This window comes from Nonomuraea sp. NPDC001831, from assembly GCF_042892035.1.
In the GTDB taxonomy this organism is placed as follows: domain Bacteria; phylum Actinomycetota; class Actinomycetes; order Streptosporangiales; family Streptosporangiaceae; genus Nonomuraea.
Window position 1 is genome coordinate 33,611 of the sequence record NZ_JBIATU010000016.1, and the last position, 13,873, is coordinate 47,483.

The 13,873-nt window shown below is 72.4% G+C and carries 17 protein-coding genes; 9 read left to right on the forward strand and 8 right to left on the reverse strand.

Features of this window, described 5'->3' with window-relative positions; genetic code table 11:
* Window positions 1-43 precede the first annotated feature (43 nt).
* Window positions 44-808: a TIGR03084 family metal-binding protein gene (locus ACFYYW_RS37955; RefSeq protein WP_387656866.1), complete on the reverse strand. Its 765-nt coding sequence runs from the start codon at window positions 806-808 to the stop codon at window positions 44-46.
* 56 nt (window positions 809-864) lie between these two features.
* On the opposite strand from ACFYYW_RS37955, the gene ACFYYW_RS37960 reads away from it, so the two are divergent.
* The 6 genes from ACFYYW_RS37960 to ACFYYW_RS37985 all read left to right on the forward strand — a co-directional run bounded on the left by ACFYYW_RS37960 (window position 865) and on the right by ACFYYW_RS37985 (window position 4,548).
* Entirely contained in the window at window positions 865-990 is a 126-nt protein-coding gene (locus ACFYYW_RS37960) for a hypothetical protein (protein WP_352328175.1), read from the forward strand.
* Between the two features lie 68 nt (window positions 991-1,058).
* Window positions 1,059-1,142, forward strand: coding sequence for a putative leader peptide (locus ACFYYW_RS37965; protein ID WP_311132608.1), 84 nt, complete (start codon window positions 1,059-1,061; stop codon window positions 1,140-1,142).
* A 103-nt stretch (window positions 1,143-1,245) separates the two neighbouring features.
* On the forward strand, window positions 1,246-2,919 hold the full coding sequence (locus tag ACFYYW_RS37970; protein WP_352328174.1) for a nitrite/sulfite reductase: 1,674 nt from the start codon (window positions 1,246-1,248) through the stop codon (window positions 2,917-2,919).
* Window positions 2,916-3,059, forward strand: a complete 144-nt coding sequence (locus ACFYYW_RS37975; RefSeq protein WP_103955276.1) for an Insertion element protein — start codon at window positions 2,916-2,918, stop codon at window positions 3,057-3,059. Before ACFYYW_RS37970 ends, ACFYYW_RS37975 begins: the two co-directional genes overlap by 4 nt.
* Window positions 3,056-3,784, forward strand: a complete 729-nt coding sequence (locus ACFYYW_RS37980; RefSeq protein WP_352328173.1) for a phosphoadenylyl-sulfate reductase — start codon at window positions 3,056-3,058, stop codon at window positions 3,782-3,784. Before ACFYYW_RS37975 ends, ACFYYW_RS37980 begins: the two co-directional genes overlap by 4 nt.
* Complete coding sequence (locus ACFYYW_RS37985) at window positions 3,766-4,548, forward strand: sirohydrochlorin chelatase (RefSeq protein ID WP_387656550.1); 783 nt, start codon at window positions 3,766-3,768, stop codon at window positions 4,546-4,548. Before ACFYYW_RS37980 ends, ACFYYW_RS37985 begins: the two co-directional genes overlap by 19 nt.
* Before the next feature lie 63 nt (window positions 4,549-4,611).
* On the opposite strand, the gene ACFYYW_RS37990 is transcribed toward ACFYYW_RS37985, so the two are convergent.
* The 3 genes from ACFYYW_RS37990 to ACFYYW_RS38000 form a co-directional block, all read right to left on the reverse strand.
* Entirely contained in the window at window positions 4,612-5,301 is a 690-nt protein-coding gene (locus tag ACFYYW_RS37990) for a hypothetical protein (RefSeq protein WP_387656553.1), read from the reverse strand.
* A 2-nt stretch (window positions 5,302-5,303) separates the two neighbouring features.
* Window positions 5,304-5,804: a SigE family RNA polymerase sigma factor gene (locus ACFYYW_RS37995; protein ID WP_352331324.1), complete on the reverse strand. Its 501-nt coding sequence runs from the start codon at window positions 5,802-5,804 to the stop codon at window positions 5,304-5,306.
* Window positions 5,805-5,875: 71 nt separating this feature from the next.
* On the reverse strand, window positions 5,876-6,625 hold the full coding sequence (locus ACFYYW_RS38000) for a DUF1707 domain-containing protein (RefSeq protein ID WP_387656556.1): 750 nt from the start codon (window positions 6,623-6,625) through the stop codon (window positions 5,876-5,878).
* A 145-nt stretch (window positions 6,626-6,770) separates the two neighbouring features.
* Here ACFYYW_RS38000 and ACFYYW_RS38005 point away from each other — a divergent pair, with 145 nt between their 5' ends.
* Complete coding sequence (locus tag ACFYYW_RS38005) at window positions 6,771-8,117, forward strand: ankyrin repeat domain-containing protein (RefSeq protein ID WP_387656559.1); 1,347 nt, start codon at window positions 6,771-6,773, stop codon at window positions 8,115-8,117.
* Window positions 8,118-8,204: 87 nt separating this feature from the next.
* Here ACFYYW_RS38005 and ACFYYW_RS38010 read toward each other — a convergent pair whose 3' ends face one another.
* The 3 genes from ACFYYW_RS38010 to ACFYYW_RS38020 all read right to left on the reverse strand — a co-directional run bounded on the left by ACFYYW_RS38010 (window position 8,205) and on the right by ACFYYW_RS38020 (window position 10,590).
* Window positions 8,205-8,975 carry a SigB/SigF/SigG family RNA polymerase sigma factor gene (locus ACFYYW_RS38010; RefSeq protein ID WP_352325697.1) on the reverse strand — a complete coding sequence of 257 codons (771 nt, stop codon included), beginning with the start codon at window positions 8,973-8,975 and terminating at the stop codon, window positions 8,205-8,207.
* Between the two features lie 173 nt (window positions 8,976-9,148).
* Complete coding sequence (locus tag ACFYYW_RS38015) at window positions 9,149-10,039, reverse strand: maleylpyruvate isomerase family mycothiol-dependent enzyme (protein WP_387656563.1); 891 nt, start codon at window positions 10,037-10,039, stop codon at window positions 9,149-9,151.
* On the reverse strand, window positions 10,039-10,590 hold the full coding sequence (locus tag ACFYYW_RS38020; protein WP_387656566.1) for a sigma-70 family RNA polymerase sigma factor: 552 nt from the start codon (window positions 10,588-10,590) through the stop codon (window positions 10,039-10,041). Before ACFYYW_RS38020 ends, ACFYYW_RS38015 begins: the two co-directional genes overlap by 1 nt.
* Window positions 10,591-10,747: 157 nt before the next feature.
* Here ACFYYW_RS38020 and ACFYYW_RS38025 point away from each other — a divergent pair, with 157 nt between their 5' ends.
* Both ACFYYW_RS38025 and glgX read left to right on the forward strand, forming a co-directional pair.
* The gene (locus tag ACFYYW_RS38025; RefSeq protein WP_352325694.1) at window positions 10,748-11,173 is read left to right on the forward strand and encodes an OsmC family protein; all 426 of its coding nucleotides are present in this window, start codon (window positions 10,748-10,750) and stop codon (window positions 11,171-11,173) included.
* A gap of 33 nt (window positions 11,174-11,206) precedes the next feature.
* Window positions 11,207-13,336, forward strand: coding sequence for a glycogen debranching protein GlgX (glgX, locus tag ACFYYW_RS38030; RefSeq protein ID WP_387656569.1), 2,130 nt, complete (start codon window positions 11,207-11,209; stop codon window positions 13,334-13,336).
* A gap of 28 nt (window positions 13,337-13,364) precedes the next feature.
* Here glgX and ACFYYW_RS38035 read toward each other — a convergent pair whose 3' ends face one another.
* Complete coding sequence (locus ACFYYW_RS38035) at window positions 13,365-13,766, reverse strand: hypothetical protein (RefSeq protein ID WP_387656572.1); 402 nt, start codon at window positions 13,764-13,766, stop codon at window positions 13,365-13,367.
* Window positions 13,767-13,873: the final 107 nt, after the last annotated feature.

Below are 13,873 nucleotides of genomic sequence, written 5' to 3' on the forward strand. Positions count from 1 at the left end.
GTCACCGGCCGTGCCGCCGAGGTCATCCGGTACGACCCTGAACTTACCCTGACCTGGGCGGCCGCCCCGGCCCCGGCGGCCCGGCGAACGCCTGGGCGATCTCCAGCCAGGCGCGGGCGGGCTCGCCGGCCGGCTCCAGGGCGGTGTCCGACAGGTGCACGCGCTGGGTGACGAGCAGGCAGAAGTCGAGCATCGGGCCGCGCACGGCGGCGGGCGCGTCCGCCGGGCCGGCGGTCCACAGGTCGCCGCCGGGGGTCGTGAGCTCGACGCGTACCGGCCCGGCGGGCTCGGGCAGGCCGCGGACGGCGAAGCTGTAGGGCCGGGCGCGCACGCCGAGCAGCGCCACGTGCCGCAGCCGTTCGGTGGGCTCGCGGGCGACGCCGAGCGCGTCGGCCACGTCCTGGCCGTGGGCCCAGGTCTCCATCAGGCGCGCGGTGACGAACGACGCGCCCGACATCGCCGGCCCGAACCACGGCACCCGCACGCGCGCGCCGAGCGTCGCGAACGCCTCCAGCGACCGGGCGCGGGACGCGCGGAACCAGGCGTGCAGCTCGCCCGGCGGCAGGCCGCGCGCGGCCCGCGCGAGGTCGTCCACCGAGCCGGCCCGCGCGGCCAGGGCGCGGAAGCCGTCCGGGTCGGTGACCGACACCACGGCGGCGTCGTCGAACCAGGCCAGGTGGCTCACCTGGTCGCGCACCGCCCAGCCCGCGGCGGGCGTGGGCGTCTCCCAGTCGGCGGGGCGCAGCGGCGCCAGCAGCGCCTCCAGGGAATCGCTCTCGGCCCGGAGGTCGGCCAGCAGTCCGGCCATGAGATCCACGGGCGCCAGCCTAACCCGAACAACGTTCTGGGAGAATAATCGCAGACGTGATCTGCGAGAGCTGCAAGGACAAGCGTCACGACGACTGCCGCGGCGGCTCCTGGTGCGACTGCCAGCACCAGAGCGAGGAACGGCCGCAGGAGTCGCCGCTCGACTGGCCGCGCCAGGGTTAGGGGCCCGGCGGAGTCCAGACTCTGGACCCCATCTTGGACATCCGGGATCTCCGGAGTATCGTCAAGGTATGCCAGCGGACCCCATGCTCGTCGGTCGACGCCACGTCGACCTTCAGCGTGTCCGCAGTGCCATCTGTTGCGACGCCCGCTAACTCATCTTCTCCACCGCAGAGCGCGTCGCATTCACCTGAACCCCTGCACTCGACGACGAGGCAGGAGGAACGCTGCGCGCGCCCACGAAACGAAGGACGCGCAATGAGCACCCCTGCCAGCCGGCATCACAAGCGCCCGCGCGGCGAGGGCCAATGGGCCCTCGGCTACCGGGAACCCCTGAACAAGAACGAAGAGAACAAGAAGAACGACGACGGGCTCAACGTCCGCCAGCGCATCATCGACGTCTACGCCAAGCGCGGCTTCGACTCCATCGACCCCGCCGACCTGCGCGGCCGGATGCGCTGGTACGGCCTCTACACCCAGCGCAAGCCCGGCATCGACGGCGGCAAGACCGCCGTCCTGGAGCCGGAGGAGCTCGACGACCGCTACTTCATGCTCCGCGTGCGCATCGACGGCGGCCAGCTCGACCTGCGCCAGCTCCGCACGATCGCCGACATCGCCAACGAGTACGCGCGCGGCACGGCCGACCTCACCGACCGGCAGAACATCCAGCTCCACTGGATCGAGATCGAGTCGGTGCCCGACATCTGGGAGCGCCTGGAGGCCGTCGGCCTGTCCACCACCGAGGCGTGCGGCGACACCCCGCGGGTGATCCTGGGCTGCCCGCTGGCCGGCATCGACGCCGAGGAGGTGCTGGACGCCACCGACGACATCCACTCGATCAACCAGCAGTTCATCGGCAACCCCGAGTACTCCAACCTGCCGCGCAAGTTCAAGAGCGCGCTGAGCGGCTGCCCGGCCCACTGCACGGTGCACGAGATCAACGACGTCGCCTTCGTCGGCGTCGTCAACGAGCACGGCGAGGCGGGCTACGACCTGTGGGTCGGCGGCGGCCTGTCCACCAACCCGATGCTGGCCAAGCGCCTCGGCGTCTTCGTCAGCCCCGACCGCGTCGACGACGTGTACGCGGGCGTGATCGGCATCTTCCGCGACTACGGTTACCGCCGGCTGCGGCACAGGGCCCGGCTGAAGTTCCTGGTCAACGACTGGGGCGTGGAGAAGTTCCGCGAGGTGCTGGAGACCGAGTACGTCAAGGAGAGCCTGCCCGACGGCCCGGCGCCCGCCCTGCCACGCGGCAGCCGCCGCGACCACGTGGGCGTCTATCCGCAGAAGGACGGCAACTTCTACGTGGGCTTCGCGCCCAAGGTGGGCCGCCTCGACGGCGACAAGCTCCACGTGATCGCCGACATCGCCGAGCGGCACGGCTCCGGCCGGGTGCGCACCACCGTCGAGCAGAAGATGGTCGTCCTCGACGTCGCGCCGGACCGGGTGGAGTCCATCGTGGCCGAGCTGGAGGCCAACGACCTGCAGGTCAACCCCTCCACGTTCCGCCGCCAGACGATGGCCTGCACCGGCATCGAGTACTGCAAGCTCGCCATCGTCGAGACCAAGGCCACCGCCGCGCACCTGATCGACGAGCTGGAGCGGCGGCTGCCCGACTTCGAGCAGCCGCTCACCATCAACGTCAACGGCTGCCCCAACTCCTGCGCCCGCATCCAGGTCGCCGACATCGGCCTGAAGGGCCAGCTCGTCGTGGACGAGAACGGCGACCAGGTCGAGGGCTACCAGATCCACCTGGGCGGCTCGCTCGGCGTGAACTCCGGCTTCGGCCGCAAGGTTCGCGGCCTGAAGACCACCGCCAAGGCCCTGCCCGACTACGTCGAGCGCGTGGTGCGCAACTACGACGCCCAGAAGAAGGAAGGCGAGTCCTTCGCCGACTGGGTGCAGCGCGCGGACGAGGCGGACCTGAAATGACCACGCGAGCGGTCCCCTTCCACTGCCCGTACTGCGGTGACGAGGACCTGGAGCCCTACGAGGGGGACGGCGGCTGGTACTGCCGCGCCTGCGCCCGCGCCTTCAAGCTGAAGTTTCTCGGAATCGGAGTGAAGATATGACGCTCGTCGACATCGAGGTGGGTTTGCGAGATCAGCGTGGCACGCTCGACCTGCAGGACATCGTCGAGTCCGCCGCCACGTTCCTTGAGGGCGCCCCGGCCCGGGAGATCATCCGGTGGGCCGCGGCGACGTTCGGCGACCGGTTGTGCCTGACGTCCTCCATGAGCGACGCCTTGCTCATCGACCTGGTGAGCCGCGTCAAACCGGGCGTGGACGTGCTGTTCATCGACACCGGCTACCACTTCGCCGAGACGATCGGCACCCGTGACGCCGTGCGGCAGGTCTATGACGTCAACGTGATCGACATCAAGCCGTCCAGGACGGTCCAGGAGCAGGATCGCGACCTCGGGCCGCGCCTGTTCGGCCGCAACCCCGACCTGTGCTGCTACCTGCGCAAGGTCGAGCCGCTCAACCGGGCGCTGGAGCCGTACCTGGCGTGGATCTCCGGCATCCGCCGGGACGAGTCGTCCAGCCGTACGGACACCAGGGTCGTCGAGTGGGACGCCAAGCGCCAGATGGTGAAGGTCAACCCGATCGCCGCCTGGACGCAGGAGGACGTCGACAACTACATCGCCGACAACGGCGTGCTGATCAACCCCCTGCACTACGACAACTACCCCTCGATCGGCTGCGCGCCGTGCACGCGCCAGGTCGCCGAGGGCGAGGACCCGCGCAGCGGCCGCTGGGCGGGGCTGGGGAAGGTCGAATGCGGCATTCACCTGTGATCCCCGGCAGGGGCCGCGTCCCGTTGGCAGGCGGGCCGGCCCCCGGGCGCGTGCCACTGGTGGCGGTCGCGCACGGGTCGCGTGACCCGCGTGCCGCCGCCACCGTGGCCGCGCTGCTGGACCGCGTGCGCCTGGCGCGTCCCGACGTGCCGGTGCGGGTGGCCTACCTCGACCACTGCGCGCCCACGCTGGGGCAGGCGCTCGACGGGCTGAGCGCGGCCGTGGTGCTGCCGCTGCTGCTCACCGAGGCCTACCACAGCCGGGTCGACCTGCCGGCCGCGCTCAACGAGGCCCGCGCGCGCGATCCGCGCCTGCGGGTCCGCTACGGCACGACGCTCGGGCCGCACCCGCTGCTGCTGCCGGCGCTGGAGCGGCGGCTGGCGGAGGCGGGCGTGCCGGCCGGCGACCCCGAGACGGCGGTCGTGCTGGTCTCGGCCGGGTCGAGCGACGCCAGGGCCAACGAGGTGATCGCCGGCATGGCCCGCGCCTGGCGGCGCGCCGGCTGGTGGACGGTGACCGCGGCCTACGCCTCGGCCGCCGGCCCGACGCCGGGGGAGGCCGTCGCGCGGCTTCGCGCCGCGGGCGCGCCGCGCGTGGCCGTCGCCCCCTACCTGCTGGCTCCCGGCTTCTTCGCCGACCGGATCCGCCGGGCCACCGCCCCGGCCGTCTGCGCCGACGTGCTCGGCCCGGCGCCCGAGCTGGTGGACGTGCTGCTGGAGCGGTACGAGACGGCCCTGCGCGAGCGTGTCCCGGTGGCCGGCTGAGCCGTCACCCCCGGGCCCTCAGCACCGGGCCTCTCAGCACCTGGCCTCTCAGTATCTGGCCTCTCAGCACCGGGCCTTGATCTCGCCGGTCTTCGAGTCGATCCTGACCATGTCCGTCCGGCACGACCGGGTGCGGGCGTCGGCCAGGATCAGCCGCCACTCGGCGGGGTAGGAGGCGGTCCAGGCCAGCAGCTCGTCGGCGCCCTCGGCGGTCATCGTGCCGGTGCCCGCGTCCGCGGCCTTCACCACGGCGGCGCTCAGCTCGTTGACGCCGTCGCGGGCCTCGGCGTCGCCGAACCAGCCGGGCGGCTGCCGGACCGTGGGCCCGCACGCGCCGGTGGCGACCAGCTCGCCGTTGAGCCAGATCAGCCCGTAGCTGCCCGGCGGGCAGGTGAGGGCGAAGGACACCTTCCCGGCCTTCGACTCGAAGGTGAACGTCTCCCGCCTGCCGCCCTGGGAGTAGCCGTGGAAGAGCGGCGGCCTGGGCCGGGCGCGCGTCGGCGCGGGCTGGGCCAGGGCTCCGGCCCAGACGTCCCCGGCGGCGGGGGTGGGCCCGGGGACGGGCCGGGCGTCCACGGTGAGCACCGTGACGGCCGTGACCGTCAGGGCCGCCGCCGCCACCGAGGCCGCCGCCCGGCCCCGGCGCCGCCGGATGCGGCGGACGCGGGCGTCCACGTCGGCCAGCCGCACCCCGCCCGGGGGCGCGTCGGCGGTGTCGTGTTCGAGCAGGTCGCGCAGTCGCTGTTCGGTCATCGTCAGCTTCCCGTCTCCGCCGCGGCCCTGGCCGCGGGGTCGAGCCGCAGCTTGGCCAGCGCGCGGCTGGCCTGGCTGCGGACGGTGGGCACCGAACAGCCCACGATCTGGGCTATGGCCTCGTCGGGCAGGTCCTCGAAGTACCGCAGCACGACCACGGCCCGCTGCTTGGCCGGGAGCGCGGCCAGGGCGGCCCTGAGCGCGTCCCGGGTGCCGATCCCGGCCGTGTCGTCCTGGTCCTGGGGGCGGTCCGGGAGCTCGCCCGTGGCCACCTCGCCCCGCCAGCGCCGCCGCCACCAGGAGGCGTGCGTGTTGGTCAGGATGCGGTAGACGTACGGGTCGGGGTTCGCGCCGACCCGCCGCCAGGCCAGCCAGGCCCTGGCCAGCGCGGTCTGCGTCAGGTCCTCCGCCGTGGCCCAGTCGCGGCACAGCAGGTACGCCGTCCTGAGCAGGCGGGCCGAGCGCTGCTCGACGTAGCGCTCGAAGTCGGCACGATCCCGCATCGAGGGGTCCTCACTGTCCGGTGATGTTCACCGATCACTACGCCGAAGACCCCCGCCCGCGTTGCACGGCCTCAGTAACCCCGGCGGTCGCGGCGGTCGCGGCGCTCTCGCTCCAGGGCCCGGTGCTCGTCGCGGATCTGCCGGCCGACCTCGCGGGCGTCGTCGCGCATCTGACGGCCGACCTCGCGCCAGTCGTCGCCGTGCAGCGCCCGCCAGTGCTCCCGCCAGGCGGCCAGGCCGCGCTTGACCGGCTGGGCGCGGGAGTCGCCGAGCACCTTGACGTCGCCCATCACGGCGTAGGCGCGCACCCGGATCACCGGCACGTTCATGCCGGGGGCCGCCTCCAGCACGTCGACCTTCTTGTCGCCCATCACGGCGACGCCGTCGAGGTCGACGTTCACGCCGTCGGGCACGATGATCTTGACGTCGCCCATCACCGACACCGCCGTGACGTCGACCACGTCCGTGCGCACCTCGGCCTCGCGCAGGTCGAGCAGCACGTCGCCCATGACGGCGACCGCGCCGAGCTCCTGGTCGATGCGCCAGGTGCCGCGGCGCTTGGTGTCGCCCATGATGCCGACGAACCAGCGCCGCTTGCCGCCCTCGCGGGCCCGGGCGGGCGCGGGCACGGGCCCTGCGCCCACGGGCAGGTCCTGGGTGAGCAGGGCGAGCTCGGCGTGCGTGGTCGCGGTGTAGGCGGCCTCGGTACGGTCGGTCAGCTCGGCGAGCGTGAGCCTGCCCTCGACCGAGGCGACACGCAGCTGTTCCACGACGGCCTCGCGCTCGGCGTCCGACGCGCGCACCTCACCCGGATCTGTCATAGACGCAACATATCGCGTCTTGGGGCGGTTGGGACTCCTCCCCTGGGAGGAACATCCGTACACCCTTGGATGGGTCCAAAAGCCCCGAGGCCGCCCCTCAGCGTGCTCCGGCGACCGGGGGCCGGGAAGACGCTAGGGTCCTGTCATGCATGAGGAACAGCTCTATCGCGCGGCGTTGAACGGCGAGACCGAGACCGTGGGCAAGCTGCTCACCGGCGGCGCCGACCCCAACAAGGCCAGCGAGGGCGAGGAGGCCGGGCTGCCGCTCTGCGCGGCCGCCGCCTGGGACCGCGTCGAGGTCGCCGAGGCGCTGCTGGCGGCCGGGGCCGACGTCAACGGCCGCGAGGCCGGCGGCTGGACGGCGTTGCTCTGGGCCGCCGCCAACGGCCACGCCGCGACCGCGGGCGTGCTGATCGAGGCCGGGGCCGAGGTCGACGCGGCCAACGACGACGGCGACACGCCGCTCACGCTGGCGGCCAGGCGCGGGGCGCTGGGCGTGGTCCAGACGCTGCTGGAGGCGGGCGCCGACCACGAGAAGTTCGACGGCGACGGCGACAGCCCGCTCGACATCGCGGCCGACTGGGTGGGCGTGCACCTGGAGTCCGCGCTGCTCGACCAGATCGCCCAGGAGGGCTGGGAGTACGTCGTCGGCCGCCAGTACGCCAAGGACGGCACCGAGCTGGTCACCGTGGCCGGCCGCTCCCCCGACGGCTCGCAGACCGAGCAGGTGCAGGCCCAGCGGGGCCACGCCGCCGTGGCGACCCTCCTGGAGGACGCGGCGGGCGTCTACACGCCGGTCGACCAGCTCGTCGCCAGGGCCGTCGCCCACCGCGACGTCGACGAGGACGCCGAGACCTGGTGGATCGTGGCCGACTCGCTCGGCCGGCGGGCCGACGACGAGACGTACGAGGCCCTGTCCCGGCTGTGCGTGAGCGAGGACGCGCGCGAGCGGGAGTTCGGGGTCGACGCGATCGCCCAGTTCGGGTTCGCCGACGGCGAGAAGCCCTATCTCGACCGCACGCTCGCGCTGCTGCAGAAGATGGTGACCACCGAGGGCAACCCGCAGGTGCTGCGCTCGGTGCTGGCCGCGCTCGGCCACCAGGGCGACCCGCGCGCGCTGCCCGCCGTGCTCGACATCATCGGCCGGCCGGGCCACAAGCGCACGATGACGGACGCCATCGCGCTGGCCGACGTCCTGCCCGCCGACCACGAGGAGGGCCTGTCGCTGCTCATCGAGATGTCCCGGGACGAGGAGGCCGAGATCCGCGACTGGGCCACGGCCGGGCTGGCCGGGCTGTCGGCGGACACGCCCCGCATCCGGGAGGCGCTGGCCGACCGGCTGGCCGACGCCGACCTGCGCACGGTGGCCGAGGCGGCGCGGGGGCTCGCGGCGCGCGGCGACGAGCGGGCCGAGCAGGGCGTCCGGCGGGTGCTGGAGGAGAGCGACGACGACTACGCCAGAGACCTCGTCACGGGGATCGGCGCGGAGTGACCCTGTCGCCCCCGGCGGCCGCCTGCTGGGCGGGGTCGCCGGGGGCCCGGGTTCTGGCCCTGGAGCAGGGGCCGCCCGCCCACCCGGTCAGTCCGACAGGGCGGTGCGGAGCTGGTTCAGCACGGCGCGCAGGATGCGGGAGACGTGCATCTGCGAGATGCCGAACTCGGCGGCGATCTCCGACTGGGTCATGTTGCCGTAGAAGCGCATCAGCAGGATGTTGCGCTCCCGCGACGGCAGGGCGTCGATGAGCGGCTTGACCGAGTACTTGCCGAGCAGCGTGTCCAGCGACTCGTCCTGCGAGGGCAGGAAGTCGCCGAGGTCGGCGCCGTCGTTGTCGCCGCCGACGGGGGCGTCCAGCGACAGGGCGCTGTAGGCGGTCGAGGCGTCCAGGGTGAGCAGGACGTCCTCCTCGCTGATGTTCATGTGCGCGGCGAGCTCGGAGACGGTGGGCGAGTGGCCGAGCGTCTGGGTGAGGTCGGCCGTGGCCTTGTTGAGCTCCAGCCGGCGCTCCTGGTAGACGCGCGGCACCTTGACGGCCCAGGTGCGGTCGCGGAAGTGCCGCTTGACCTCGCCGACCATCGTGATCATGGCGTAACCGCGGAACTCGTGGCCGAGCTCGGGGTCGAAGCCGTTGATGGCCTTCATCAGGCCGACGTACGCGGCCTGGCGCAGGTCCTCCATCGGCTCGCGCTGGTGGCGGTAGCGACGGGTGACCTCGGTGACGAGGGAGTCGTACATGGTGACGACGCGCTCACGGATGCGGGCCTTGTGCTCGTCCGAGGCTTCCGGCCTGTTCATCTCAGCCAGAAGCTGTTCGGCGGTCATTTCGTCGAGTGCGATATCCAGGACGGCCATCTGAGTTGCTCCATATGCCCGAAGGCGGCCCCGCCCATGGAAAAAGCCCAGGCAGAGGCACGCCACGTTTCTACGTGAGTGAAGCCCTCTGCTGGACTTCGGATCAAAGGATTCCCTATGGATCCCGATTTATCACCCTATATTAGGTCACAAATCGATCACAGCTTACCAGCTCACGGTCCCGACAGGGCGGGAGCCGTGGTCAGGACGTCGCGGGCCAGCGCGAGGTCGCCCGTCAGCTCGGCGGGAAAGGCGTCCGGCTCGCCCCTGCCGCCGAGCAGGAAGCAGAACGCGACCACGTCCGCGGTCAGGTGGGCGTCCGGCGTGCCCGGGACGGTGTCGGCGACGCCGAGCGGGATCAGCCAGTCGCCGCCGCCCGCGCCGGTGAGGGTGAGGCGCAGGGTGCGGCCGGAGCCGTCCAGGCCGGACAGGAGCATCGTCCAGGGCAGCAGGCGGGCGCACAGGTCGGCCGTGGGGCGGATGTGCTCGGGCACGGGGTCGGGCAGGCGGATCCCGGCCGTCGTGGCGGCGTCGGCGGTGTGCACCCACGTCTCCAGGCTCCTGGCCAGGACGTGGTCGCGCACGACCGTCTCCATGCCGTCCACCGTGGCCGGCGTGGCCGGGTCGAGGCCGCCCAGGTGGCGGCAGAGGGCGTCGGCCTGGGCCCGCCAGTCGCGCCTGGTCTGCTCGGGGCTGCGGGCCCGCTCGTACGCCTGCACGTCCGCCGTGCGGCCGGCCGCGTCCAGGGCGGCCAGCGGCGGGCCCAGGACGGGCGCGCCGACGGAGGCGGCCAGCAGGCCGTCCTTGGCGGCCAGATGGGCCACCAGATCCTGGAGCGTCCAGCCCTCGACGATGACGCGCGCCCAGTCGTCGTCCACAGCGGAGGCCAGCAGCGCGTCCATGGCGGCGACGCGGCCGGCGTACGGCAGCGCCCAGCCGGCGGTCGGCGCCGCGGGGCGGCGGCGGGCCCTGGCCCCGGCCAGGAGCTGCGGGCGCAGGGAACGGACCGGCACCACCGGGTCCTCCAGCAACGCGTCCAGATACAGGCGCTCGACAGGATCCATCACACTTCTTCCTCCGCCAGCGCGTCGGCCAGGCGCCGCAGCGCCAGCCGGATGCGCGACTTGGCCGTGCCCTCGGGCACGCCCAGCTCCTCGCTCACCTGCCGGTACGTCCGGCCGCCGAAGTAGGCCAGCTCCACCGGCCGGCGCAGCCCCTCGGGCAACGACGTCACCGCCTGCCGCACGCGCTCGGCCTCCTCGGCGGCCAGCACGGCCTCCTCCAGCCTGGCGGGCTCGCGCTCGAACAGCCGCGGCCCGAGCGCGGAGACCCGGCGGCGCTCCTCGGCGCGTACGTGGTCGACCGCGCGGCGGTGGGCGATCGTGGCCAGCCAGGCGCGCAGCGGGCCGCGTCCGGGGTCGTAGGCCAGCGGGCGCTCCCAGAACACCAGGAACACCTCCTGCGTGATGTCCTCGGCGATCACGCGGTCCCTGGTGACCCGTAAGGAGAGCCCGAAGATCAGTGCGGACAGCCGATCGTAGACCTCCCCCAGCGCCGACTCGTCGCCGCCGACCACCCGCTGGTGCAGCAGGCGGTCGTCGTACGGTGCCTCCACTGGCACCACACTCCCGTGGTCCGGACCAAGGCGGGCGGGTGCGCCGCGACCCGAGCATGTCACCATTCGCCGGAAATGTTGAGGCGGACGCCCCCCGCCCCCGGTCCCGCGGCCCCGCGATAGTGTCGAACGGACGACGACCGGAGGGATCACCCGCATGGCCACCACGCGCACCGCCACCACGCACTGGAAGGGCGCCCTGCTCGACGGCTCGGGCACCGTCTCGCTCGACACCTCGGGCGTGGGCACGTTCGAGGTCTCCTGGCCCTCCAGGGCCGAGGCCGCGGGCGGCCGCACCTCCCCCGAGGAGCTCATCGCCGCCGCCCACTCCTCCTGCTTCTCCATGGCCCTGTCGCACGCCCTGGCCGGGGCGGGCACGCCGCCGGAGTCGCTGCGCACGAGCGCGGACGTGACGTTCCAGCCGGGCGAGGGCATCACGGGCATCGTGCTCACCGTGCAGGGGCACGTTCCGGGCATCTCGGCCGAGCAGTTCCAGGAGGCCGCCGCCACCGCCAAGGCGAACTGCCCGGTCAGCAAGGCGTTGGCGGGCACCACGATCACCCTGAAAGCCGAACTCCTCTAACAGGAACGCTTTCGCGTGCGACAATTGGGTCACATGCGCGAGGTCTGGCCGGGCGAACCCTATCCACTCGGCGGCACCTGGGACGGCGTCGGCACCAGCTTTGCCGTGTTCTCCGAGGTCGCCGAGCGGGTCGAGCTGTGCCTTTTTCACGACGACGACAGCGAGGAGCGGGTGCCGCTCCCGGAGGTCGACGGCTTCGTCTGGCACGGCTACCTGCCGGGGATCCAGCCGGGCCAGCGGTACGGCTACCGCGTCCACGGGCCGTACGAGCCGTCGCAGGGGCGTCGCTGCGACCCCTCCAAGCTGCTGCTCGACCCCTACGCCAAGGCCATCGACGGCGAGCTGACCTGGAACGAGGCGCTGTTCCCCTACTACTTCACCGATCCGTCGGTGCGCAACAGGGAGGACAGCGCCCCGTACATGCCGAAGAACGTGGTGATCAACCCGTTCTTCGAGTGGGGCAACGACCGGCCGCCGCGCATCCCGTACCACGAGACGGTGATCTACGAGACGCACGTGCGGGGGCTGACCATGCGCCACCCGGGCGTGCCGCAGGACCTGCGCGGCACGTACGCCGGGGTCGGGCACCCGGCGATCATCGAGCACCTGCTGTCCATCGGCGTGACGGCGGTCGAGCTCATGCCGGTGCACCACTACGTGCCCGAGCACTTCCTGGTGGCCCGGGGGCTGACCAACTACTGGGGCTACAACACGATGGCCTACCTGGCCCCCCACGGCCGCTACTCCGGCTCGGGCACCCGCGGCCAGCAGGTGCTGGAGTTCAAGGCGATGGTCCGGGCGCTGCACGAGGCGGGCATCGAGGTCATCCTCGACGTGGTCTACAACCACACCGCCGAGGGCGACCACATGGGCCCCACGCTGGGCTTCCGGGGCATCGACAACGTCAACTACTACCGCCTGCACGACGGCGACCGGCGTTACTACCTCGACTACACCGGGTGCGGCAACTCGCTCAACGTGCGCTCGCCGCACGCGCTGCAGCTCATCATGGACTCGCTGCGCTACTGGGTGCTGGAGATGCACGTCGACGGCTTCCGCTTCGACCTGGCCTCGGCCCTGGCCAGGGAGCTGCACGACGTCGACCGGCTGAGCGCGTTCTTCGACCTCATCCAGCAGGACCCGGTGATCTCGCAGGTGAAGCTGATCGCCGAGCCCTGGGACGTGGGGCCGGGCGGCTACCAGGTCGGCAACTTCCCGCCGCTCTGGACGGAGTGGAACGGCAAGTACCGCGACACCGTGCGCGACTTCTGGCGGGGCACGAACTCCGCGCTCCCCGAGTTCGCCTCCCGCCTGACCGGCTCGGCCGACCTGTACGAGTCCTCCGGCCGCCGCCCGGTGGCCTCGATCAACTTCGTCACCTGCCACGACGGCTTCACCCTGACCGACCTGGTCTCCTACGACCACAAGCACAACGAGGCCAACGCCGAGGAGAACCGCGACGGCACCAACGACAACCGCTCCTGGAACTGCGGCGCCGAGGGCCCGGTGGAGGACCCGGACATCGTCGCCCTGCGCCGCCGCCAGCGCCGCAACTTCCTGACCACGCTGTTCCTGTCGCAGGGCGTGCCGATGCTCTCCCACGGCGACGAGATCGGCCGCACCCAGCGGGGCAACAACAACGCCTACTGCCAGGACAACGAGCTGGCCTGGATCGACTGGTCGATGCTGCACGCCGAGTCCGACCTGCTGGAGTTCGTCAAGACGTTGTCGAAGCTGCGCCGCGAGCACCCGGTCTTCCAGCGCCGCCGCTTCTTCCACGGCCGCCACCCCGACAACGGCAAGCGCGACCTGGTCTGGCTGACCCCGGGCGGCAAGGAGATGACGGCCGGCGACTGGCACACCGGCTACGCCAAGTCGCTGATGGTCTACCTCAACGGCGAGGCCATCACCGAGCCCGGCCCGCGCGGCGAGCGGATCGTGGACGACTCCTTCCTCCTGCTCATCAACGCCCACCACGAGAACCTGTCGTTCACGCTGCCGGGGCCGGAGTTCGGGGCCGAGTGGCTGCCGGTGCTCGACACCTGTCACGACGTGGTGGAGGAGGCGTTCGGCGACGAGCGGTGGCGGGCGGGCGACCTGGTGGCGGTGACCGGCCGGTCGTTCCAGGTCCTGCGGCTGCCCAGGGAGCCGCAGACGCCGTAGCTCTGTTGACGATCTGGCCGCCGGTTCGTCAGAACACGCGGGCGATGCCGGCCGTGACGAGGAGCAGGGCGAACGTGGCCACCCCCGCCACGCCGTGCAGGGCCACGGCGAGCACCGGGAAGCCGGTGGCCCGGCGCTGGTGGCGTCCGCCGCCGAGCCAGCGGGTGAACATCGTGAAGCCCAGCAGGGCGGCCCCGGTGAGCCCGCAGAGGGCGAGCCAGGCCAGCGGGGCGCGGCCGGTCAGCAGGTAGGCCACCCAGCAGGCCAGCGACGCGGCCGCGAGCGCCGGATGGGACAGCAGCAGCGTCACCGGGAAGCGGGTGACCTTGGCCTCCTGGCGGCGCAGGCCGCCGGCCGAGAGCCAGCGCCACAGCAGGTAGACCCCGATCAGTGCGGCGATCGTCCATGTGACGGCGGTGAGCAGGCCCATGTCCCCTCCCGGCGAGTCCCTGCCGCCACCGTACGCAGACTCCGGGCCTTTCGTCCTTCAGTTACTCAAAAGTGCCGTCAGCCGCAAAACCCCTGGGGACAGTTTGT